This window comes from Vibrio sp. 10N.286.51.B11 (genome assembly GCF_041469245.1).
GTDB classification, from domain to species: Bacteria; Pseudomonadota; Gammaproteobacteria; order Enterobacterales; family Vibrionaceae; genus Vibrio; species Vibrio crassostreae_C.
This window is the reverse complement of the sequence record NZ_JBFRKI010000020.1, coordinates 1-23,514: the sequence shown is the minus strand read 5'-3', so window position 1 is coordinate 23,514 and position 23,514 is coordinate 1. Positions and strand designations below refer to the sequence as shown.

Sequence of the window (23,514 nt, the reverse complement as noted above, 5' to 3'; positions counted from 1 at the left end):
CTCACTAACTAGTGAGCCTTTTGATATCTGCGTAACGTAAAACCTAGGTCTAACGTTGCTTGATTTCAAACGAATAGTTTTAAAAGATTCGTTTTAGAAAAGCAGTTTAGAGCAGTCGTTTAGAACTGTAGTTTAAAAGAACTCAATCGAATTACGGCCGCTTTTGTCATCACGTGTTGGCTTTGGCGTATCCGCTTTCTTTTTCGGTTTCTTCTCTTTTTTCTCTTTCTTTGGTTCAGCCTTTGCGCTTAGCATTTCTGCTTTGCTTTTCTTAGATTCCTTCTTCTTAGAATCCTTTTTAGACTGACCTTTCTTCGCCTTGTTCTCTTTTTTAGGCGTTTCTTTCTTTTTCGGCTTTTCTGATTCTTCTTGTACTGGCTGATCACACACCACTACATAGTATTCTTGGTTGAATTCAAAGAAGTCGCCATCGTACATTTTACGACGCTTACGGGTTTCTAGCTCACCATTTACCGCTACGTAGCCTTCAGAGATGATGTGCTTAGCTTCACCGCCACCACTCACTAGGTTAGCAATTTTAAACACTTTGTAGAGCTCGATTGGCTGTGATGAAACATCAATACCAATTGCTTCAATTTCAATCTCTTCGCCTTCTTCGCCCAGCTCTTGGCCTTCGTAATCAGCGTCTTCGTAATGTTCTTGGTCCATGGTGACCTCTACCTAAATATGTACTTCTGAAATATTGGGCGCAGTGTAATCTTAAAACAACGAAATGACCATGTTGAATTCAACCAGAGCCCATTTGTTTTAAATAAACCCTCTGCGTTATAAAACACCACCAACATTCGAAAGACTCACCAACTGCTTAGTATATTCATGCTGCGGATTACCAAACAAAGTCTCAGTGTCGCCCTTCTCTATTACCTCGCCAGCTTTCATGACGATGGTGTAATGACACAAGGATTTCACGACATTCAGATCATGACTGATAAACAAATAGGTCAGGCCATACTTTTCTTGAAGTGACTTCAGCAAATCCAATACTTGAGCTTGAACGGTTCTGTCCAATGACGATGTTGGTTCATCGAGCAGGATAAACTCTGGCTTTAAAATCAAAGCACGAGCAATCGCAATACGCTGCCTTTGACCGCCAGAAAACTCATTTGGGTAACGGTGACGCGTTTCAGGGTCGAGATCGACCTCTTTCATTACGTCACAGATGCGTTGGTCGAGCTCATGCTCATCCAATTGTTGATGCACTAACAAGCCTTCGCCAATCACTTGCGCGACCGACATTCTCGGGTTTAGCGCAGAAAACGGGTCTTGGAAGACCACTTGCATGCGGCTTCTAAACGGAAGCATTTGTTTTCGGTCTAAACCTTGAAGCTGTTCACTCGAGTAGGTAATTGACCCTTCACTATCCACCAGCTTAAGTATCGCCATACCGGTCGTCGATTTACCAGAACCACTTTCGCCGACCAAACCGATTGAGTGCCCTTTCTTCAAAGTGAACTCCATGTCGGTCACAGCTTTAACATGAGAAATGGTGCGCTTGAATAAACCGCCCGTGATCGGGAACCAAACACGAAGTTGATTTACATCGAGTAGCGGTTTGCTTTCGGGTGACACAGGAACGGGCAAACCTTTCGGATCAGAGTTAATAAGTTTTTGAGTGTAAGGGTGAGCAGGCGCGTTAAACAGGGTATGACAGTCGTTACTTTCAACCAAGCGACCATCTTTCATTACCGCTACTCTGTCGGCAATCTTACGAACGATACTTAAGTCATGAGTGATAAAAAGCATCGCCATACCGAGCTCTTGTTGCAGGTCTTTCAACAAATCCAAAATCTGCGCTTGTACCGATACATCCAATGCGGTTGTCGGTTCATCAGCGATAAGCAGCTCAGGTTCGTTGATCAATGCCATTGCGATCATCACGCGTTGGCGTTCTCCACCAGATAGCTCGTGCGGATAGGCTGATATCTTTTGTTCTGGGTAACGAATCCCCACCTTGGATAGCCACTCTATCGCTAAGGCTTGCGCTTTGTTGGTTCTCATACCTCGGTGAATCGCGAGGGTTTCAACAAGCTGTTTTCCGACTCTATGAAGCGGATTCAGCGACACCATGGGCTCTTGAAAGATCATGCCGATGCGACCACCACGAATCCCGCGCAGTTGTCTTTCAGAACAACTCAGAATATCGGTGCCAGAGAAGTTAATCTTACCGTTTAAGTAATGTGACGAGCCTTTAGGCAGCAGTTTCAATACTGAATTAGCGGTAACCGATTTGCCTGAACCACTCTCTCCTACCAGAGCAAGTGTCTCACCTTTGTATATCTCCAACGAGACATCATGAGTCACTTGCTCTATCGAGTCTTTACGCCCGAAACCGACAGACAATTTATCAATGGTCAGAACTGGAGAGGCATTAGCAGCCTCTGCTGTTGACCCTGAAGTAGGAGCTGTATTTGAAGTCATAACTTATCCTTACTTCTGTTGATGTGGGTCGAAGGCATCACGTACCGCTTCACCAACGAAGACAAGTAACGTCAGCATCAGTGAAAGCACGACGAAAGCGGAGATACCAAGCCAAGGCGCTTGTAAGTTCGCTTTACCTTGCGCCAAAAGCTCACCTAACGAAGGCGAACCCGCAGGAAGACCAAAGCCCAAGAAGTCTAACGAAGTCAGTGTGGTCACCGAGCCTGAAAGAATAAACGGCATCATGGTTAACGATGCAACCATCGCGTTAGGTAACATGTGACGAAGCATAATACGTTTGTCATCAACACCCATGGCTTGCGCGGCTCGCACATAATCGAAGTTTCGGCAGCGTAAAAATTCCGCTCGCACGATGCCTACTAAACTCATCCAACTAAACAGCACCATAATCCCGAGCAACCACCAGAAATTCGGCTCAATAAAACTCGACAAAATAATCAGCAAGAACAGGGTCGGCATACCAGACCAGACTTCAATGAAGCGTTGTCCGAATAGATCAACCCAGCCACCGTAGTAGCCTTGTGTTGCGCCAACCACGACACCAATCACGCTCGATACAATGGTCAGAATAAAACCAAATAGAACGGAAATACGGAAGCCATAAATGATACGAGCTAATACATCTCGCCCCTTATCATCAGTCCCTAACCAGTTCACCGAATCGGGCTCCGATGGCACCGCACCTGAAATATCGAAGTTTATTGTGTCGTAGCTAAACGGAATGATTGGCCACACGATGTAACCGTTGTCTTCAATGAGCTCGATAACATACGGGTCTTTGTAGTCGGCCTCGGTTTCAAACTCACCACCAAACTCCGTCTCGGCATATTCATTGATAACAGGCACAAACCACTGATTATCATAAGAAACCAAGAGTGGTTTATCATTGGCAATGATCTCAGCGAACAGGCTCAAGCCAAACAAGATGGTAAATATCCAAAGGGAGATAAAACCACGCTTATTTGCTTTAAAACGTAACCAACGAGCTTCAGCTAAAGGGTTGTTAAACATTTATTATCAATACCTTTTTATTCATTCGCCATTAACGCGCTTCAAAATCAATTCGAGGATCAACCCAGGTATACGTCAGGTCGGAGATAATGCTCAGCACCAAGCCAAGCAAGGTCATGATATAGAGAGAGCTGAACACCACTGGGTAATCTCGCTGAATGGTCGACTCAAAGCCAAGCAGACCGATGCCTTCGAGTGAAAACATCACTTCAATCAACATAGAACCCGTGAAGAAAATACTAATAAATGCACTCGGGAAACCAGCAATAATGATCAACATCGCGTTACGGAAAACGTGCTTGTAGAGAATGCTGCTCTCGTCCAAACCTTTTGCTCGAGCGGTCACTACATATTGCTTATTGATTTCATCAAGGAAGGAGTTTTTGGTCAGCATGCTGAGTGTGGCAAAGCCGCCGATGACCATCGCGAAAATAGGCAAAGCTAAGTGCCAGAAGTAGTCGCCAATTTGCTGATACCAGTTGAGCTGGTCGAAGTTACTCGACACAAGCCCTCGCAATGGGAACCAACTGAAGTAGTTACCGCTTGCAAACAAGATAATCAGAATAATCGCAAACAAGAAGCCCGGCACCGCGTAGCCGACAATCACCACCGCGCTCGACCAAATATCAAAGCGAGAGCCGTGATGTATCGCCTTCATAATGCCTAAGGGTATCGAAATCACATAGATGATTAACGTACTCCACAACCCTAAGGAAATGGAGACAGGTAAACGCTCGATGATTAAATCAATCACGTTACCACCCTTAAACAGGCTTTCACCAAAGTTAAAGGTCGCGTAGTTTTTCAACATATCGAAGTAGCGAACGTGAATCGGTTTATCAAACCCAAACTGCTTTTTGATCTCTTCAACCACTTCAGGATCAAGCCCGCGTGAGCCTTTATAGCCACTGGCAGACGCTTGATCACTTTCACTTAAATCAACTTCTTGTCCACCACCAGAAAAACGCTCCATAATGCCAGAGTTATGCCCTTCTAATTGAGCAACAGCTTGCTCTACCGGGCCTCCAGGCGCTATCTGGATGATGAAAAAGTTGATGGTGATGATCGCCCACAGCGTGGGGATCACCAACAATAAACGTCGAAATATATACGCGGCCATGCTAACTAACTCCTAGCGACGTTTTTCAGGAAGCAAAGCCGCCTTCTCTTCTGAAATCCACCATGTATCGATACCTAAATCGTATTTAGGCAATACATCTGGACGCTCAAACTTGTCCCACATTGCTACGCGATACTCGCCAACGTGCCATTGCGGGATGTTGTAGAAATTCCACTGCAATACTCGGTCTAGTGAACGACCTAGTGTAAGAAGCTTTTCAGGGTGCTGTTGGTTACGCGCAATTTCTTCTGTTAACGCGTCAACCACTGGATCGATAACACCTGCAGTATTGTAAGTAGAATCAATGTAGTTAGAGTTCCAAACGATCATTAAGTTCGGGCTAGGATAAGGGTTTGCGGAAAATGACGACGAAACCATGTCGAAATCACGATCACGCAAGCGCTTGATGTATTGAGTGGTATCGATGGTACGGATCTTCATCTCAATACCCATGCGCTTAAGGTTCTTTTGAACCGGCGTTGCGATACGTTCCGTGGTTGGGCTGTAAATCAACAACTCAAATGACATCGGCTTGCCAGTCTTTTCGTTGGTCATGACTTTGTCTTTCAGCACCCAACCCGCTTCTTTCAACAATTTGAAAGCGGTACGCATTTGGCTACGAATACGACCGCTACCATCGGTGACGGGTGGTTGGAATTCTTCGGTGAAAACTCGCGGTGGAATCTGATCTTTGTATTGAGACAACAACTCGACTTCAGCTTCGCTTGGTAAGCCTTTCGCTTCGTAGTCGGTATTTTGGAAGTAGCTACGAGTACGCTTGTACTGACCATAGAACATGTTCTTGTTCATCCACTCAAAGTCCATCGCATAGGTTAACGCTTCACGCACTTTAGGATCCGAGAACACAGGTGATTGAATGTTGAAGACGAAACCTTGAGTCGTTTCAGGCTTCTCGTGGTTGATCTCTTCTTTAATGATGTAGCCTTTATCGAAGTTCGCGCCCGTATAAGAGTTAGCCCAGAACTTAGCCGAATTCTCGGTTCGAAGATCGAACTCCCCTGCTTTGAACGCTTCCAACATTACCGTGTCGTCACGGTAGTAATCGTATTGCACCTGCTTGAAGTTATTGCGGCCAACGTTAACTGGTAGGTCTGCTGCCCAGTAGTTTTCATCTAGACCATAGGTAACACTTTGGCCTGATTTGTAGCTGATGATCTTATAAGGACCACTACCGACTGGTGGCTCACTTAGAGGCTCAGACAGCTTTCTGTCTTTCCAGAAATGTTTCGGCAATACACGAGTGCTTTGCGCGAAGCTAAACAGTTTTTCGCGGTTTGGACTGTTCATTTCAATACGAACAACCAAATCAGAGACCGCTTTTACTGACTTAATCTCTTTGTAATACACACGATACTGAGGCACGCCCTCGGTTGAGAACTTGTCAAAAGTAAAGGCAACATCATGCGCAGTGATAGGCTCGCCATCTTGGAATTTAGCATTTGGGTTGATGTCGATTTCCATCCAAGTGAAATCACTGGAGTAGCGAACCTTTGAAGCGATCAATGGATAGTACGCATCAATCTCGTCACTCGGAGAAAACATCAAGGTATCGTAAATCTCTCCGGTATAACTTGCAGCAACGCCGCGGGAACCGAATCGATTAAAGCTATCGTACGTACCTATGCTGCCATAGGTCACTTTGCCCTGCTTTGGCGCATCAGGATTAACGTAATCGAAGTGAGTGAAATCGGCTGGATATTTTGCTTCACCAAAACCAACCAGTTGTGTGGTTTCAATAACGGTGACAGCAGGAGTTGATTGGGTTTCAGAAGCGTAAGTAACGGAGGGTTGTAAAGCAATAAGCGGCAACATGATTGCACATGACTTCAAATTAAACCTGAAAAACTGAGTGCGTTGCGAGGCTTTGCGTCGAAAAACTGTTCCCATTTGACTCTCCCTTCAAATGTCATGAATTCTATATTCAAGTTGATTTATCGGCTTTGAATGCATGCCGTTAAATCAAGTATAGGTTCAAATCTAACATCATGTAATAACTAATAAAACCATCAGCACTCTATCTCTGACGGTTTATTTACAAATTACTCGTCACCACTCGAAGTTATTGGATGCAGTGAGCTTTGATTGCTTAGCCTGAATGACACAAGCCTCCACCGCTTAGATTTCCTTTGATTCGCTTCTAAATTGAAGTTTAGGTTCTAAATAATCAACAAACTATACTTTTACTGGAGTATCCTTGCTGCCTAGGTCTAAATGGAATGACACTTTGAACAAACCAAACCAAATAACATTCGCAACGTTCAACCTTCTGAACTATCTCGAGCCACCGAATGCTTATTATGATTTTGAGAACATCTACAGCTTCGAAGAATGGCAGAAGAAGCAACATTGGATGGCTGAAGCGATTCGTTCATTAGATTGCGATGTGATTGGCTTCCAAGAGATATTTAGCCCGCAGTCTTTAGAGCAATTGATGAACGACCTAGGTTATCCATACTTTGCAGTGGTCGATAGCGCACACGTTGAAGATGATTACCTATACACCTCACCTGTCGTTGGGATCGCTTCCCGTTACCCGATTGAAAACGTGCAGCCTGTTACGCCAGATTCGAAGTTACTGAAAGCATTCAACCTTGACGACAAATTCTCATTCAACAGAACGCCTGTTCACGCGACGATTACGTTACCCCATTTAGGTTCAACCGACTGTTATGTGGTGCACTTCAAATCACAACGTCCGACAGAGCCAAAAGCAGAATCTGTCGATGCGGACAACACTCAGCAAGGTGCAAAACCACAAAGTGACACGCTCACTCGTTTTCACCAAGAACAGCTTGGCTCTTGGCTATCAAGTGTCCAACGCGGTCTAGAAGCTCAGATGCTGCATCAATACATCACCAACCAACGCTACCAAACCGATCAACCTGTTGTGTTGATGGGTGATTTTAATAAGCCTCTATTTAATGATGAGTTTAAAGGGCTGTTGAGTTACTCAATCAACCGAGACGAAAACAGCAAGCATTGGCTATCCCACTTTCGATTAAAAGACAGCTGGGATCTTTACCATCAGCTACATGAAGAAGATTTGCTTGAACAGCGTAAGCCAACCCATTACTACGGCGCATCTGGGTCTGTACTGGACTACATTTTGATGTCGAACGAGTTTGATTGTCAGAACTCGTCTAGTTTGATGGAGATCTCTAGCTACACAGTGTTAGACCATCACCTCACCAATCCAAGCTTTGAACACGACCAATTCAGTACGGACCATGCCATCGTGTCTGTTACCGCTCATATTCGTGAAGCCTAGAGTTAAACATAAAAAAGCCGCAGTCAAAAACTGCGGCCTTCCACTTTAGCTAAACGGGTTGAGCTAACCGACGCCCCATTTAGAAACCGATTTACCGTTTAGCAAAGTATGAAACTTAGAATGTGTACATTGCGCCTAAGTACAAAGAATCCAGAACAACAGTATCTTCTGTCTTGTGTCCGTTTTCGTAATCTTCGATATCAAAAGCATCGGCTTCGTACGCTAAGCGAAAGCTCAACGAAGACATTGTAGGTGGCGTATATCCAACACCAACACCCATACGGATGCCATCTCCCGAATCATCAAAACCATCTCCTGAAGGGCGAGAGCCATCAGCAAGCTTCATGTCTAGATCAATAGTCGACAGACCGATAGTGCCAAATGGACGAATGCCATTATCAAACGTGTAACCGAGGTTCGCCGTTACCGAAAAGATTTGAGGTGTCCAAGTGAAAACCTTATTACCAGATTTCGTTTTCAGGGCGATATCACCAAAATCTGTGTATTGAGCTTCAACCGAAACAATGCGGTTAAATTTGTAACCAGCAATTAATCGGTAAGTCTTGTCTTCGGCTTTAAAAGTAATAGGCTCACTGATCGTGTCAGTTAACCCGCCCACTTCGACCATTAGCACACTTAAATAATTACCCGCTCCAACAGCAGGCCAATTTGCTCAATCTCCACAATTTAGAATAAGACGAACAGAAAACACGATGAACCACACAATAGACTTCAACGGCTTAATCATTGATATCGACGCTCGAACGATTACCAACCAGCAAGGAAACAAAATCACTTTGCGCCCTCGCCTATTAGCAGTGCTCTGCTTGTTATTGGAAAATGTGGGAAGACCGATTTCAAGAGAGCATATTGTTGATGTGTGTTGGGACGGACAACTCTCGTCACCACATGTTCTTGCAAACGTAGTCTATAACCTACGCAATGTGTTCGCGCGATTAAGAGCATCCAACGTCCAGATCATTACCATTAGTAAGTTCGGATATGCGCTATCGATTGAACCCACGTAAAAGGATTTATGCAATCAATGGCGGTGACTAAGATCACCAAAAAACGCCCCATCGAAACGTTTCGATGATCATTATCACACTCTAAAACAATCAAACGTGCAAATGATAAATCAGACACTATTATCACCATCGAAACGTTTCGATGGCTTTTCTTGAGTTGTTCTCAACCCATCAAGCGTTATTTTTCGATAGGTCGTGATATGAAAAAAAGTACTTTAATAAACTCTGAACTCTCTTACCTAGTGGCGACTCTTGGCCACACAGATGAAATCACGATTTGTGACGCGGGCCTGCCGATTCCAGACCACGTAACTCGTATTGATCTTGCTTTGACTCACGGTGTCCCAAGCTTTCAGCAAACGGTAAAAACCATGCTGGATGAATCTCAAATCGAAGGCGTTGTGATTGCAGAAGAGTTTGCGAAAGTAAGCCCAGAGCACCACGCAGCGCTGATTGATTTAATCAAGACAGAAGAAGCACGTTGTGGCAAATCGCTTTCTATTACTTACATCACTCATGAAGAATTCAAACAGCGAACGCATGAAAGCCGTGCAGTGATTCGCACCGGTGAATGCACACCATACGCAAATGTTATTTTCCAAGCTGGCGTAACCTTTTAGCTCAAGCAAAACGCAACGACAGCTCAGTGTCATCACTGAACCAAAAACAATACATAGACAGAATAATCAAATACAACTGGCCCCGAGTAAAGGAACCGACATGACTCAAGCCATTTTAGAACTTAGCTCAATTGAGAAAGCCTTCCCTGGTGTGAAAGCACTGGATAAGGCAAGCCTCAACGTTTATCCAGGACGCGTAATGGCGTTAATGGGTGAAAACGGTGCGGGTAAATCAACGCTTATGAAAGTGCTGACAGGCATCTACCACTTGGACGGCGGCACTATTGCCTACCAAGGAAAACCTGCTGCATTTAAAGGGCCACGTGATTCTCAACAAGCAGGCATTAGCATCATTCACCAAGAGCTGAATCTAATCCCTGAATTGACCATCGCCGAGAACATCTTCTTAGGTCGTGAAATCACGGGCACCATGGGTCGTATCTTGTGGAACGAGATGTACCAAGAAGCAGACAAGCTACTTAAACGCCTTAACGTGAAACACAGCTCGAAAACGCCTCTAGGTCAGTTGAGCCTTGGTGAGCAGCAAATGGTAGAGATTGCGAAAGCCCTATCGTTTGAATCTAAAGTCATCATCATGGATGAACCAACCGATGCGCTAACCGATACCGAAACTGAATCTCTGTTTAAGGTGATTAACGAATTGCGCGATGAAGGCTGTGGCATTGTTTACATCTCTCACCGTTTGAAAGAGATCTTCGAGATTTGTGATGACATCACCGTGCTGCGTGACGGTAAGTTCATTGGTCAGTGTGAAGTAAAAGACACCGACGAAGATGGCCTAATCGAAATGATGGTTGGTCGTAAGTTAGACGAACAATATCCACGTATCGGCCAGAGCCATGGTGAAACTTGTCTTGAAGTGATTGGCCTGACGGGTTCTGGTGTTCACGATGTGAGCTTTACGCTAAAACGCGGTGAAATCCTGGGTGTATCTGGCCTAATGGGTGCTGGCCGAACTGAACTGATGAAAGTGATTTACGGTGCCCTTCCAAGTGAACGCGGCGTCATCAACCTAGAAAATAAAACCATCAACCCTGTAAGCCCGAAAGACGGCTTGGCCAATGGCATTGCTTACATCTCTGAAGACCGTAAAGGCGATGGCTTAGTTCTAGGGCTTTCTGTTAAAGAAAACATGTCGTTATGTTCACTTGACCTACTAACAAAGAGCGGTCAAATCCAACATAAAGACGAAGTGATTGCAGTAGATGACTTCATCAAGCTATTCAACATCAAAACCCCGACGCGCGAACAGATTATTGGCAACCTTTCTGGTGGTAACCAACAGAAAGTGGCTATCGCTAAGGGCTTGATGACCAAACCAAAAGTACTGATTCTCGACGAGCCAACGCGCGGTGTCGATGTCGGTGCTAAGAAAGAGATTTACCAACTCATTAATAAATTTAAAGCCGACGGCATGAGCATCATCTTAGTCTCATCTGAAATGCCAGAAGTATTAGGAATGAGTGACCGCATCATGGTGATGCATGAAGGCCGTGTAAGCGGTGAATTTGATGCTAAAGAAGCAAACCAAGAATTATTACTGGCGTGTGCGGTCGGTAAAAAGATCAACGAGGACGCAGCATGAGTACTAAAACCATGAGCAAAACAACTGAAGCTCCAAAGAAAAAACCGTTAATCAGCAAAGAGTGGCTGATTGATCAAAAGTCATTGATTGCTTTGATCTTCCTGATTGTTGTCGTTTCTTTCTTAAACCCGAACTTCTTTACTGTCGACAACATCCTAAACATTCTGCGCCAAACCTCGGTTAACGCAATTATCGCTGTAGGTATGACGCTGGTTATCTTAACCGCGGGTATCGACTTGAGTGTTGGTTCTGTACTGGCGCTTTGTGGTGCGTTCGCAGCCAGCATGATTGGTATGGAAATCCCTGTGATGATCGCAGTACCAACCGCTCTTGTAGCAGGTGCAGCATTAGGTGCGATTAGTGGTGTGATTATCGCTAAGGGTAAGGTTCAAGCCTTCATCGCAACGCTTGTCACCATGACACTACTTCGCGGCGTAACCATGGTTTACACAGATGGTCGTCCTATTTCAACAGGCTTCACAGACACAGCAGACGCATTCGCTTGGTTCGGTACTGGCTACGCAATGGGTGTACCGGTTCCAGTATGGATCATGGTCGTGGTATTCGCAGCAGTATGGTACCTACTTAACCACACACGCTTTGGTCGCTACGTTTACGCACTGGGTGGCAACGAATCAGCAACTCGCCTATCAGGCATCGACGTAGACAAAGTAAAAATCGGTGTTTACGCAATCTGTGGTCTGCTAGCTGCAGTGGCAGGCATCATCGTGGCATCGCGTTTGTCATCTGCTCAACCAACCGCAGGTATGGGTTATGAGCTAGACGCTATCGCAGCCGTAGTTCTTGGCGGGACAAGCTTAGCTGGCGGTCGTGGCCGTATCATGGGCACATTGATTGGTGCTCTGATTATCGGCTTCCTAAACAACGCCCTAAACCTACTAGACGTATCTTCTTACTACCAGATGATTGCAAAAGCAGTGGTTATTCTTCTGGCAGTATTGGTCGACAACAAAAACAAATAAAACCTATTCACACTCTAGGTTAATACAAGTAACACCCTGTTTTACCTTAAAATATTAGAATCTATAAATAATGTAACAACGAGCTAGGACTCACCTCTTAGCTCCCCCTACACAAAGGACTTACACCATGAAAAAATTAGCGACTCTTATTTCTGCTGCTCTTCTTTCTACAACAGTATCTGTGTCTGCACAGGCGCAAGATACAATGGCAATCGTTCTGTCTACATTGAACAACCCATTCTTTGTAACCATGAAAGATGGCGCAGAAGCGAAAGCTGAAGAGCTAGGCTACAAGCTTATCGTTCTGGATTCTCAAAACGACCCAAGCAAAGAGCTGTCGAACATTGAAGATCTAACCATTCGTGGTGTTAAGGCAATCCTGATCAACCCAACAGATTCAGACGCCGTGTCTAACGCAATTCGCATGGCTAACCGTTCAAACATCCCAGTACTAACACTAGACCGTGGTGCAAGCCGTGGTGACGTAGTAAGCCACATCGCTTCTGATAACGTAATCGGTGGTGAAATGGCAGGTCACTTCATCATGGAAAAAGTGGGCGAAAAAGCGAAAGTAATCCAACTTGAAGGTATTGCTGGTACTTCTGCAGCTCGTGAACGTGGTGAAGGCTTCATGAATGCAGTAAACGGCAGCGACCTTGAGCTTCTTGCAAGCCAACCTGCTGATTTCGACCGTACTAAAGGTCTGAACGTAATGGAAAACTTGCTTGCGGCTAACCCAGATGTACAAGCAGTATTTGCTCAAAACGATGAAATGGCACTAGGTGCACTTCGCGCAGTTCAAGCGTCAGGTAAAGAAGTGATGATCGTTGGCTTTGATGGCACAGACGACGGCATCGCTGCTGTTAACCGCGGCCTACTAGGCGCTACAGTTGCACAACAACCTGACCTAATCGGTTCTCTAGGTATCGAAATGGCAGACAAAGTACTGAAAGGCGAAACAGTAGACGAGTACGTACCAGTACCTCTAAAAATCATCGCTAAGTAATCGTTACTAGGTAACGCGATATAAAGCAGGGAGTTCCCTATCTCCCTGCTTTGATAGGCTCGCTGACTCAAACAAAAGCAAACCCCGACAGTGCATCGCTGTTTCTCATTCCGCTCACAAAAGAGAGCGCACTTAACACCATGAGAAAGACCCATGCATTTTCAAATACGATATATCATAAGGCTCGTATCATGACTCAACTGATTGTTTTAGGTAGCGTTAACGCTGACCACGTACTGCAAGTTCCTTCGTTCCCTCGTCCGGGTGAAACCTTGATTGGCGGTAACTATCAGGTCATCCCTGGCGGCAAAGGCGCAAACCAAGCGGTCGCTGCAGCAAGATTAAACGCAGACATTGGCTTTATCGCCTGTGTTGGTGACGACCCATTTGGGATCAATATTCGTCAAGACTTCGCCAAAGATGGCATCAACATCGACGGTGTGATCGTTGCAGAAAACACACCGACGGGCATCGCGATGATCCAAGTATCAGCAACGGGCGAAAACAGCATTTGTCTTTCTGCAGAAGCCAACAACAAGCTGACTTGCGACCAAATCGAACCGCATCTAGAGAAGATTCGCGGTGCTAAGTACCTGCTGACTCAACTTGAAACGCCAATTGAAGGCATTGAATACGCAGCAAAAGTAGCAAAAGAGAGCGGCACGCAAGTGATTCTTAACCCGGCACCTGCTCGTCCATTATCGGATTCACTGCTTGCTTGTGTTGATGTGATCACACCCAACGAAACCGAAGCAGAAGTGCTGACGGGCATTACCGTGACGGACAATGCATCTGCTCATCAGGCAGCTTTGGCTCTGCATGCTAAAGGCATCGAAACGGTAATGATCACGCTAGGCGCGAAAGGCGTTTGGGTGAGTCATCGTGGTCAAGGTAATGAAGCTAGCGAAGGTGAATTAATCGCAGGCTTCCGCGTTGAAGCAACGGACACAACCGCTGCTGGTGATACTTTCAATGGCGCATTAGTCACAGGCTTACTTGAAGACATGCCATTAGAACGTGCGATCAAGTTTGCTCACGCTGCCGCTGCCATTTCAGTGACTCGCTTTGGCGCTCAAACGTCGATTCCAAGCCGTGCTGAAACCGATGCGTTTTTGGCAGAGCAACTGTCTGCTTAGTTGATTTTGACTGTTAATCGGTAACAACAAATAACAAGCATAAGCCCCTGTTTTCAGGCAGAATATCGCCCAACGTGGAAAAGTGATTCCCACAAGGATTTTATATGGCAACAATGAAAGACATCGCTCGGGTTGCAAAGGTTTCAACGTCTACCGTGAGCCATGTGATGAACAAATCACGTTTTGTCAGTGAAGAGATTGCTGAGCGTGTTAACAGTGCGGCCAAAGAACTCAACTACGCGCCTTCTGCATTGGCTCGCAGCTTGAAAATGAAGCAAACCAAAACCTTGGGAATGCTAGTGACCACCTCTACCAACCCATTCTTTGGTGAAGTAGTGAAGGGTGTTGAACGTCGTTGCTACGAAAAAGGCTACAACCTTATCTTGTGTAATACAGAAGGCGATAGCGAACGCATGAAATCCTCTATCGATACCTTGCTACAAAAGCGTGTCGATGGCTTGATGCTGATGTGTTCAACGCTTGAAGGTCAACATATCGATGTATTCGAGCGCTACCCAGAACTGCCTGTTGTAGTCATGGACTGGGGCCCAATGCTGTTCGCAAGTGATAAGATCCAAGACAATTCGCATCAAGGTGGCTACATGGCAACCAAACACTTGATAGATAATGGTCACTCGGATATTGGCTGTATTACTGGCCCACTGCATCGCAACCAAGCTTCTTCTCGTTATCAAGGCTATAAACAAGCAATGGAAGAAGCGAATTTAGAGATCAACCCTAAGTGGATTGTTGAATCAAACTTTGAATGTGACGGTGGTTTTGACTCTTACCAAACATTGAAAGCTCGTGGTCAAATGCCTTCGGCCTTGTTCGTTAGTAACGACATGATGGCGATGGGTGTGATTCATGCGGCAGCTCAAGATGGCACATTGATTCCAAATGACCTGTCTATCATTGGCTACGATGACATCCACTTATCTAAGTACATGACACCCGCTTTAACCACAATCCACCAGCCAAAGCACCGTTTAGGTAAAGCGGCGGTCGATACCCTGTTAAGCCGACTACAAACGCCAGACGCCTACCCGCAAGTCGTTGAACTAGAACCGACTCTTGTAGAGCGAAGCAGCGTAAAAGCGATTTAGGGCTCAACCCGCCCATGATACAGTTGAAAGCTAGCTTATTCGGGCTAGCTTTTTTGTCTTTGAAACATAATAACGCCGCTTAATCGCCCCTAAAATGCCGTTAATATACGAAACTTACACGCTAAAATATGTATTTACGCACTCAGCAACTATTTGCGCACTTAACGACTGATTATCATCTACACTAACAGTGAATAACAACGACATGGAGAGCGCTGTTTTATGATCGCGGGTTGGTTTGACAATATATCCCTACAGAAAAAGCTATTAGTCAGCTTTTTGATTCCTATCGCTTTGATGCTTATCGTGGCTTTTTCTGTCCATGAAAACACCCGAACGGTTGTAAAAGACAATAATTGGGTTGTACACACACATAAAGCCATCGCTCGGGCTCAAGAACTTCTCAGCTTAACGGTCGACATAGAAACGGCTGAACGTGGTTACTTGATCACGGGAGATCCTGTTTTTTTAGAACCCTACCATTTAGCGCTTGATGTATGGCCTCAAAAACTCCAAACCCTTGCGACTCAAGTGAGTGATAACCCACCTCAAGTAGAACGCCTATATAGAATCGAGGATATTCATAAAACATGGCTGAAACAGTCTGGAGAGAAAGAGATCAATCAACGCAGCCTTGTCAATAAAGGCGAAGCTGAAATACAAAGTGTCATCGACCTCACTCAGCAGCAAACCGGAAAAAAATTGATTGATGAGATTCGCCAAGAGATTGCTCAATTCATTGAAATTGAACAACAACTTATTATTACCAGGGTCGAAAAATCGGAGAACTCAGCCAATCAAACCAGCTACATATTAATCCTCGGAACACTGTTTTCCGTGTTCATATCACTCCTTGTTGCTGCGTGGGCGTCAAAGCGTATTAATCGAAGATTACACACCCTACTTGAGGCCACTAACCAAGTTGCCGCTGGCCATTTGGATCAAGGTGCTGCAACTCTGGAATTGAGTTCGAATATAAACACCCAAGACGAAATCGCTCATCTCAAACAAAGCTTTCAAAAAATGACAGACAATTTGATCAGTAATGACAGTGAAATGAGAGCGAAAACTCGGGAGCTAATCGCCGAACGAACCAAAGCTGAAGCCGCAGTAAAAGCTAAGGGCGATTTTCTGTCTACCATGAGCCACGAGATCAGAACGCCAATGAACGGCGTTCTTGGAATATCTCAAATCATTGCAAGCCAGACCCAAGAACCCGAAACAAAAGAGAACATCAACATCATTCTCGATTCTGGTCACCACTTGATGACAATACTCAACGACGTTCTCGACTTCTCAAAAGTCGAAGAAAACAAGCTTGAGCTAGATGTGGCACCCTTTAATTTTGTTCAAGTCATGCAGCCTGTATGCAGCGCTCTAAAACCCTTAGCCGATGAAAAAGGCATTCGCCTGTTGATCGAAAATAACATACCGAAAAACATCCAACTCGTCGGAGACTGTGCAAGGCTACGTCAAATCATGTTCAACTTGGGCGGCAATGCGACCAAATTCACCAAAGAGGGTCATGTGTCCATTCAAGCTGACCTCAATCGCCCCAACAATCAACTGATTCTCACGGTAACAGACACCGGAGTTGGTATCCCGAAAGATAAGCACGAGCAGGTATTCAATTCGTTCGAACAAGCCGACACTTCCACAACAAGGAAGTTTGGCGGAACAGGGCTTGGCCTCGCAATCGTCAAGAACCTAGTCAACCTCATGAATGGAGAAATCACATTAACCAGTGCTGTTGGGCTTGGCACAAAATTCCAAGTCTCTCTGCCTATCACATGGCAAGAAAGCAAAGCGAAAGACATCGCAACCCATACAGTCGATGCAGAAACTCTCAGTTATGACTCGTTAAGTATCCTGTTGGTGGAAGATAACCGTATTAATGCCATTGTTGCACAGGGCTTTTGTGAAAAGCTCGGCCATCATGTCGATCATGCAGAGAACGGAAAACTAGCAATTGAACGCCTCAAAACCACTCAATATGACCTTATCTTGATGGACAATCATATGCCTGAAATGAACGGGGTCGAGACAACAAATTACATCCGCGAAAAGCTGAAACTCGATACCTTGATATTCGCTTATACGGCCGATGTATTCCGTGAGGCGCATGACAACTTCATTCAAGCCGGTGTCGACCATATTCTGACCAAGCCTCTGCAGCAAGAGAGTTTCTTCGACGCCCTACAACAGTTCTCAAGTCGATTACCGAAACAAACCGCAGCCGAAGGTTCGAGTGAGAATGAAAATATTGTCGAGCTTCATCGTAAGCCTATTGAAACGCTGAGGTTAACGGAAGAAGAGATCAGCCACTCAGAAGTGACACACATACTGAAAGACGACACGGAAGGGTTCAGCTTACTCATCGACTCAACCATTATTGAGTTCGAACAGTCGGTTGATCGTGTCATCGAATACTATTTAGATAAAGAATTAGCGCCACTTTGTCGCACCCTGCACTCCATTAAAGGCATGTCACTAAACTTAGGCCTTAACATGCTTTCTAAGCAGGCATTGGAACTAGAAGTCGAAGCCAAAAATCAACAATTGCCGGATATTGAACGACTGCAAAAGCTGCTCAATCGCCTTATGGTCAATATCCATCAAGCTCAGCGGATGAAAAACGCCCATTCAGTCGAGCATCTGAATCAAATGAACGATCAAGCTTAAGAACGCTTCGCTCCCAAGCTAAAACGCAAGGCTTAATCACCTTGCGTTTTTCGATCTTATACCGCGCTAGTCTCTGTTCTAGCGATTTAACGATTTAACGGTTTAACAGAGTGGTGATTTGCTGCATCTCATCTTCAACATCAACGCCATTGTATTGCGGCGCAATCGAGAGATCTTGAATACTTACGGTTTCTACCGATTGCCTTTCGTTGAGCTGAGTCATTAACTCCCCTTTGGGTGAGTAGACTCGGCTACCACCACAGTATGTCGCGGTAAACGCATTAACCACATCTTGCCCGACGCGATTACAAGTAACCATGTGACACCCTTCCTCCAAGGCTCTCGCTTGAGCAATGGCAAAACTATGATGCCCACCGAAGTTGGCAGGGTGAAGAATAACGTCGACCGACTGATACCCTCTCATGATCTCCGGGAACCAAATATCAAAGCAAATCGCGACACCAAACTTTAAGCCTTTGTGCTCAAACGAGAGGCGTTCCTCCCCTCTCGAGAAATACTGCTTATCGAATTTGGTTTGACTGATTTTTCTATATTTGTGTCGTAAACCGGAAGCATCCACAACCACGACGCTGTTGTAATATTGGCCGCTATCTTTCTCGGCAATACCAGCAACAATCAAGGTGTGATGCTTCGCTGCAAGCTGAGTTAATGAATCAATAGTACTGCTGTCGGCGAAGTCTTCAGCCAATTCGTGAATTTCTTCAGCCTCGTTAAAAATATACCCAGTCGTGAACAGTTCAGGCAGTAAAGTAATATCACCGACTGACGGCTCCGCTTGCAAAAGATCAGAGACCGAATCCATATTCTTTTGTTTGTTTTTGTATTCAACTTCAAGCTGAATAAGCGTGATACTGACATTGTTCACAATCGATTCCTTGCTAGGTAATACTTCAAGCTGGAGACTAAGAACTAAGAACGAAAGAGTAGGCCAATCCCCTATCGCTTTCTTATTCGCCCGCCAAAGGTTGAAGCAGGTGCACAGTCCTGTACGTATTTTAAACCTGCCTACGGCGCTAATTAAGGCTCTGGTAAAACCGGAGGCGTGCTGTCCATATAGGTTAAGAAATTCACCCACACCTCATGCGTGCGCTGCTTGGTTAACGTCGTCTTGCAAGAAAGCGCCATAACCCCTCGAATAGAACCATCACGCCATTGGGTGTAAACAGAGTCGCAATGTGCTGTCATGTACGCCTGCCAGCTCTCCTGAGCCTTCTTAATTGACGCCACCAGCTCAGCATCGTAAGCATTGTGCTCAAAGCTGACCGCAAGGTATTTATCCAGTTCCGCTTGTGCAGATTCCAACTCAATTGCCGCACAGTGATTGATCTCGATGGTATTCATCGCATTCTCGCAATCAACAACACCTTCGTCGGCCAACGCAGAGAATGAGAAGCACACCGCTATGAGTGCTGATATCAGTTTTGTCATAATCATCCTTTATGCTGTCACCACCAAAACGAATCGAGTCGTGACTTTATTTATTTAAACGTGGCTCAATATTTAGCTCATTCAACTCATTCAGCCAGACCAAATAACAATAAAATTTATCAGGATATAAGCATTTGTTATCCGCATGAATCATCAAAAATGACGCCTCGCCAACTCAAATAAACGAGATAACGCTCAGATTTTGCTGGTAAAACTAGAAAACATATTATTTATATCAATAATTCGTGCCTGCATTCACAATATTAATTATTTATATTGCTACGTAATCGTTAACTTTATAAATTAAATCGAATGCTCACATAAATCGGTAACGCTTCTCCAACTATGGATATCAAGTACCAAAACATTGCCAAGACTTCATTTTACTTTGCCATCTCTTTCTTTTTTTCCATGGCAATACTCATTCCTTTTACACCGCATCACTACCAAACATTAACCGAAGACACATCAAGGTTAGTCGAAACCAGGTTAGAAGGGATCCAATCAAGGTTCGACCGTTTTTTATCTGAAGTTAGACCTGAACAGTCATGCGACGCGATCGTTAGACAGCTTCGACAAAACGTTTTTGAAGCCGATTGGGTAAAAGAAGCAGCGGTATTCAATAAAGAGAACCGATTTTACTGTTCAACCACCGATGGTGACGTTTCATTTCGCCTATACAGCACCATCAGGCAGCGACTCAATGACGACCCGAATTTAGCGACCCTGTCGTATTCCAACTCGGCCATCACACAAGTTCAGTCCATCATGCTCATTTTCTCGAACAAAGAAGATGCCGGAGTGAGCCTGATGATTCCGCCACACTTCATCTATGACCTTGTTGAAACAAGCCTCAGCAACCATGGAATACAGGCCAAAGTTGAAGTGATCAAAAGAGATATCCACCCTATCGATATTGACTCATCAATCGCCAAGGTGCGGATACAATCGAACACCTACCCATTAACCATCACCTCATACATTGGGTATCAGTTTTATCTTCACTTCATGTTGAGTTATTTATGGTTTGGCTTTTTGATGGCCGGAATCACGACCATTATTCTCCTTTCCATCAAGCATAAAAAGCAGAGCCAACGCAGCTTAGAATATTCGCTTTCAAGTGCGCTAAAAAACCAGCACCTTCATGTTCACATGCAGCCTATCGTTAACCAAAACACCAACGAGATCGTCGGCTGTGAGTCATTATTGCGATGGAACGACCCAATTGAAGGTAACGTCTCCCCGGCTATTTTCATCCCGCTTGCTGAAAGCTTAGGCTTGATTGAGGAACTCACCTACTTCGTGCTGCGCAAAGTATTAATGACGTTGAAAAGCAATCAAGATGTGTTCGACTCAAAGTACATCAGCGTCAACATCAGCCGCAACGTAGTGTCTAACAGTAACTTCTCTAACAAAGTGATCAGCATCTTTAAAAGACACCCTGAGATCCTCAAGCAGGTGGTTTTTGAAGTAACCGAATATGGTGAATGTTCTGATGCCGACATGGTCAAAATTAGAGACAACCTAACCAAGCTATCGAACAGGGGCGTCAGAGTCGCGATTGATGATTTTGGTACAGGCTACGCAGGGTTAGATTTCGTAAGACAGTTCCCGTTCAGCATTCTCAAAATCGATCGCGTGTTTGTGAAAAACATATCCGACGAATCCAGCTTTGGTCTCCCTTTACTAGAGTCCATGCTTCAACTATCACGCACCTTAGGGATGCAAGTGATCGTCGAAGGTGTCGAGTATGAGTCACAAGTAAAAATCTTATCTAAGCTTGGTGTCGACTATATCCAAGGCTTCTATTTTTATAAGCCGATGCCGATAAACCTGACTGTCAGCTTACTCAGGCAGCAGCATTTTGAGTCCGACAACGTTGAGGAACAAACCAACCAGACATTTCCTGTTACATAAGCCACTGAAAAACTGCGAAAGAAAACGCGAAGGCTATGGGTCTCCTTTGATGAACATTTAAATCATCGCATCATTGAATGCATCACAAGGGATATCATGGAAAAGACACTTCAAACCAAACTGGCGACTAGCCTACTACTGCTGAGAATCGGCATTTTTATCGTCTTCTTATTCTGGGGCTTGGATAAGATCCTTGTCCCTGAGCACGCAACAAAAGTACTGTCTGGCTTTTACGGCATCGACATCTCGAACAATGCGATGATGGCTCTGGGTGTCGCGCAGCTCGGATTTTTAGGCGCATTCGTTGTAGGCATGTGGAAAAAGTACACCTACGGAGCCATTTTAGTCCTTCATGCAGGCTCAACCTTTTCCTCTTTTGGAAAATACATGGACCCGTTCAACAACCTACTGTTCTTCGCCTCTTGGCCAATGCTCGCAGCCTGTATCGCAATCTTCTTACTTCGCAATTACGACACTTACAGCGTGTCCAACTAACACAAAGGGCGCCGTTATTGGCGCCCTGTTTGGTTGGGTTGAATCTTATCAACCTAAAATACTCTGTTAGCTGTATGACCCTATTTTACATTTCTATAAGTTACTAGAAACCCTGTCAAACCTATTGAGAGAGCAGTAATACATACTCCCCTCAGTATTGCATCATTGAGATAAGCTGAGTAGAAAAGCATTGCAATAAATGCACTACATGACACCAAAAAAGGTGCAATTGAACGATGGGTAAAACGTGAAGTATCAACCACACTATAACGATCTAGAACCAAATCCAAGAGCAAGAGCATGTGCATAACAAACAAAACATTTAGTACTGGAAGTACCCAGTAAAACCAACTATCTACAGGAAAGCTAAATAGTTGAACAAAGGTAAGGTGAGCCAATATAGAAAACAAAATACTTTTCCAACCATTCGAACTACTTTGTACTCTAATGCGGTATGTTCGTCAGGCGACAGAAGCAAGTGGTTTGGCTGAAGAAACCCAAATAGCCAACCAAACTATAAGTAATACCATGGTTCAAGAGCCTCTAAATTAAGGTTTACGCAGCTATTCTGAATTAGATATCTAGAACTATTATCCCAAGATATCGACACTTTACGCCTTGCTAAGGTGTGAGCAAACCAATACCTTAGCCTCCGCATAATACCTTAAACACATAAACCAACGCATAGTAAAAATGCCACGCGTTGCGAATTATTCTTAAGCAACTTGTTATACCTCTTGGTTGAGGCTAAAATGACCAAAACAAAGACCACTTAAGAGACCTATTACATGACCACTAGAATTTTAGCCGATGTTGCTGCAAGCATTACTGAGTTGAAAGCTAACCCTATGAAAGTTGCAACTAGTGCTTACGGTGAACCTGTTGCTGTACTGAACCGAAATGAGCCAGCATTTTATTGCGTACCAGCCGAAGCGTACGAAATGATGATGGACAGACTCGAAGATCTTGAACTACTAACTATTGCGAAAGAGCGTGAATCTGAAGAGAGTATTTCGGTAAATATTGATGACCTATAAACTCGACTTTAAAAAGAGTGCACTCAAAGAGTGGAAAAAGCTTGGCTCAACGCTTCAACAACAATTTAAGAAAAAGCTAATCGAGCGTTTAGATAACCCGCATGTTCCGGCTTCAAAACTCTCTGGAGCTGACAACATGTATAAGATTAAGCTGCGCCAATCGGGCTACCGTCTCGTCTACAAAGTTGAAGACGATGTCATCATTGTAACCGTCTTAGCAGTCGGAAAACGCGAACGTAGCGATGTTTACCGTAAAGCTATGAAAAGGTTAGATGATTGATTGCGGTATCAACGAATGACATGGATTCCCCCTACCGAGGATCTGCCACACTTATGTGGTACTTAAATGCATCGGAGGCACCATGTCTGATTATTCTTATTTCTGCGGTATCGACCTAGCTAAAAACCACTTTAGTCTTCATGCCGTAGACCAAAATGGTAAGGTCATACTTCATAAGTCAGTAACCCGCTCTAAACTACTGACTACAATAGCAAATATGCCACTCATGCGTATAGGCGTTGAAGCGTGTGGTGGTGCACATTATTGGGCAAGAACACTCAATAAACTG

The 23,514-nt window shown here is 44.6% G+C and carries 21 protein-coding genes and 1 pseudogene; 14 read left to right on the top strand and 8 right to left on the bottom strand.

What is annotated here, in order from left to right:
- Positions 1 to 132: 132 nt before the first annotated feature.
- From AB4154_RS10760 to AB4154_RS10740, 5 genes are all read right to left on the bottom strand, one after another.
- Complete coding sequence (locus AB4154_RS10760; protein ID WP_017064730.1) at positions 133 to 669, bottom strand: RNA-binding S4 domain-containing protein; 537 nt, start codon at positions 667 to 669, stop codon at positions 133 to 135.
- Between the two features lie 117 nt (positions 670 to 786).
- Positions 787 to 2,439 (bottom strand): microcin C ABC transporter ATP-binding protein YejF, encoded by a 1,653-nt coding sequence (gene yejF / locus AB4154_RS10755; RefSeq protein ID WP_372122985.1) that lies wholly within the window; start codon positions 2,437 to 2,439, stop codon positions 787 to 789.
- Positions 2,440 to 2,448: 9 nt separating this feature from the next.
- Positions 2,449 to 3,471, bottom strand: a complete 1,023-nt coding sequence (locus AB4154_RS10750) for an ABC transporter permease (RefSeq protein ID WP_017060847.1) — start codon at positions 3,469 to 3,471, stop codon at positions 2,449 to 2,451.
- A gap of 31 nt (positions 3,472 to 3,502) precedes the next feature.
- Positions 3,503 to 4,591: a microcin C ABC transporter permease YejB gene (locus tag AB4154_RS10745; RefSeq protein ID WP_004730359.1), complete on the bottom strand. Its 1,089-nt coding sequence runs from the start codon at positions 4,589 to 4,591 to the stop codon at positions 3,503 to 3,505.
- A gap of 12 nt (positions 4,592 to 4,603) precedes the next feature.
- Positions 4,604 to 6,499 (bottom strand): extracellular solute-binding protein, encoded by a 1,896-nt coding sequence (locus tag AB4154_RS10740; protein WP_017068488.1) that lies wholly within the window; start codon positions 6,497 to 6,499, stop codon positions 4,604 to 4,606.
- A 337-nt stretch (positions 6,500 to 6,836) separates the two neighbouring features.
- Here AB4154_RS10740 and AB4154_RS10735 point away from each other — a divergent pair, with 337 nt between their 5' ends.
- Complete coding sequence (locus AB4154_RS10735; RefSeq protein ID WP_372122983.1) at positions 6,837 to 7,880, top strand: endonuclease/exonuclease/phosphatase family protein; 1,044 nt, start codon at positions 6,837 to 6,839, stop codon at positions 7,878 to 7,880.
- A gap of 115 nt (positions 7,881 to 7,995) precedes the next feature.
- On the opposite strand, the gene AB4154_RS10730 is transcribed toward AB4154_RS10735, so the two are convergent.
- The gene (locus AB4154_RS10730; RefSeq protein WP_372122982.1) at positions 7,996 to 8,508 is read right to left on the bottom strand and encodes an outer membrane beta-barrel protein; all 513 of its coding nucleotides are present in this window, start codon (positions 8,506 to 8,508) and stop codon (positions 7,996 to 7,998) included.
- Positions 8,509 to 8,593: 85 nt separating this feature from the next.
- Between AB4154_RS10730 and AB4154_RS10725 the strand changes: the two genes are divergently transcribed.
- From AB4154_RS10725 to AB4154_RS10690, 8 genes are all read left to right on the top strand, one after another.
- Entirely contained in the window at positions 8,594 to 8,908 is a 315-nt protein-coding gene (locus tag AB4154_RS10725) for a winged helix-turn-helix domain-containing protein (protein WP_017060852.1), read from the top strand.
- Between the two features lie 200 nt (positions 8,909 to 9,108).
- The gene (rbsD, locus tag AB4154_RS10720) at positions 9,109 to 9,528 is read left to right on the top strand and encodes a D-ribose pyranase (protein WP_017060853.1); all 420 of its coding nucleotides are present in this window, start codon (positions 9,109 to 9,111) and stop codon (positions 9,526 to 9,528) included.
- 100 nt (positions 9,529 to 9,628) lie between these two features.
- A complete protein-coding gene (gene rbsA, locus AB4154_RS10715) occupies positions 9,629 to 11,134 on the top strand; it encodes a ribose ABC transporter ATP-binding protein RbsA (protein WP_009844906.1) in 1,506 nt (501 codons plus the stop codon).
- On the top strand, positions 11,131 to 12,117 hold the full coding sequence (gene rbsC, locus AB4154_RS10710; RefSeq protein WP_229648140.1) for a ribose ABC transporter permease: 987 nt from the start codon (positions 11,131 to 11,133) through the stop codon (positions 12,115 to 12,117). The genes rbsA and rbsC overlap by 4 nt, the downstream gene beginning before the upstream one ends.
- Positions 12,118 to 12,244: 127 nt before the next feature.
- Positions 12,245 to 13,123: a ribose ABC transporter substrate-binding protein RbsB gene (gene rbsB / locus AB4154_RS10705; protein WP_017060856.1), complete on the top strand. Its 879-nt coding sequence runs from the start codon at positions 12,245 to 12,247 to the stop codon at positions 13,121 to 13,123.
- A gap of 191 nt (positions 13,124 to 13,314) precedes the next feature.
- Entirely contained in the window at positions 13,315 to 14,259 is a 945-nt protein-coding gene (gene rbsK, locus AB4154_RS10700; RefSeq protein ID WP_102456392.1) for a ribokinase, read from the top strand.
- 104 nt (positions 14,260 to 14,363) lie between these two features.
- Positions 14,364 to 15,365, top strand: coding sequence for a substrate-binding domain-containing protein (locus tag AB4154_RS10695; protein ID WP_108208732.1), 1,002 nt, complete (start codon positions 14,364 to 14,366; stop codon positions 15,363 to 15,365).
- Positions 15,366 to 15,587: 222 nt separating this feature from the next.
- A complete protein-coding gene (locus AB4154_RS10690; RefSeq protein ID WP_372122979.1) occupies positions 15,588 to 18,047 on the top strand; it encodes a CHASE3 domain-containing protein in 2,460 nt (819 codons plus the stop codon).
- A gap of 94 nt (positions 18,048 to 18,141) precedes the next feature.
- On the opposite strand, the gene AB4154_RS10685 is transcribed toward AB4154_RS10690, so the two are convergent.
- Together AB4154_RS10685 and AB4154_RS10680 are read right to left on the bottom strand one after the other, a co-directional pair.
- Complete coding sequence (locus tag AB4154_RS10685; protein ID WP_017060860.1) at positions 18,142 to 18,933, bottom strand: carbon-nitrogen hydrolase family protein; 792 nt, start codon at positions 18,931 to 18,933, stop codon at positions 18,142 to 18,144.
- 152 nt (positions 18,934 to 19,085) lie between these two features.
- The gene (locus AB4154_RS10680) at positions 19,086 to 19,496 is read right to left on the bottom strand and encodes a lysozyme inhibitor LprI family protein (protein WP_372122977.1); all 411 of its coding nucleotides are present in this window, start codon (positions 19,494 to 19,496) and stop codon (positions 19,086 to 19,088) included.
- A 345-nt stretch (positions 19,497 to 19,841) separates the two neighbouring features.
- On the opposite strand from AB4154_RS10680, the gene AB4154_RS10675 reads away from it, so the two are divergent.
- The 5 genes and pseudogenes from AB4154_RS10675 to AB4154_RS10655 form a co-directional block, all read left to right on the top strand.
- Entirely contained in the window at positions 19,842 to 21,413 is a 1,572-nt protein-coding gene (locus AB4154_RS10675; RefSeq protein ID WP_372122975.1) for an EAL domain-containing protein, read from the top strand.
- 96 nt (positions 21,414 to 21,509) lie between these two features.
- Positions 21,510 to 21,908 carry a hypothetical protein gene (locus AB4154_RS10670; protein WP_017064752.1) on the top strand — a complete coding sequence of 133 codons (399 nt, stop codon included), beginning with the start codon at positions 21,510 to 21,512 and terminating at the stop codon, positions 21,906 to 21,908.
- Positions 21,909 to 22,696: 788 nt separating this feature from the next.
- Positions 22,697 to 22,945 carry a type II toxin-antitoxin system Phd/YefM family antitoxin gene (locus tag AB4154_RS10665; protein WP_004730320.1) on the top strand — a complete coding sequence of 83 codons (249 nt, stop codon included), beginning with the start codon at positions 22,697 to 22,699 and terminating at the stop codon, positions 22,943 to 22,945.
- Positions 22,935 to 23,225 carry a type II toxin-antitoxin system RelE/ParE family toxin gene (locus tag AB4154_RS10660; protein WP_005377002.1) on the top strand — a complete coding sequence of 97 codons (291 nt, stop codon included), beginning with the start codon at positions 22,935 to 22,937 and terminating at the stop codon, positions 23,223 to 23,225. The genes AB4154_RS10665 and AB4154_RS10660 overlap by 11 nt, the downstream gene beginning before the upstream one ends.
- Positions 23,226 to 23,307: 82 nt before the next feature.
- A pseudogene (locus tag AB4154_RS10655) lies at positions 23,308 to 23,514 on the top strand (IS110 family transposase); the annotation flags it as partial.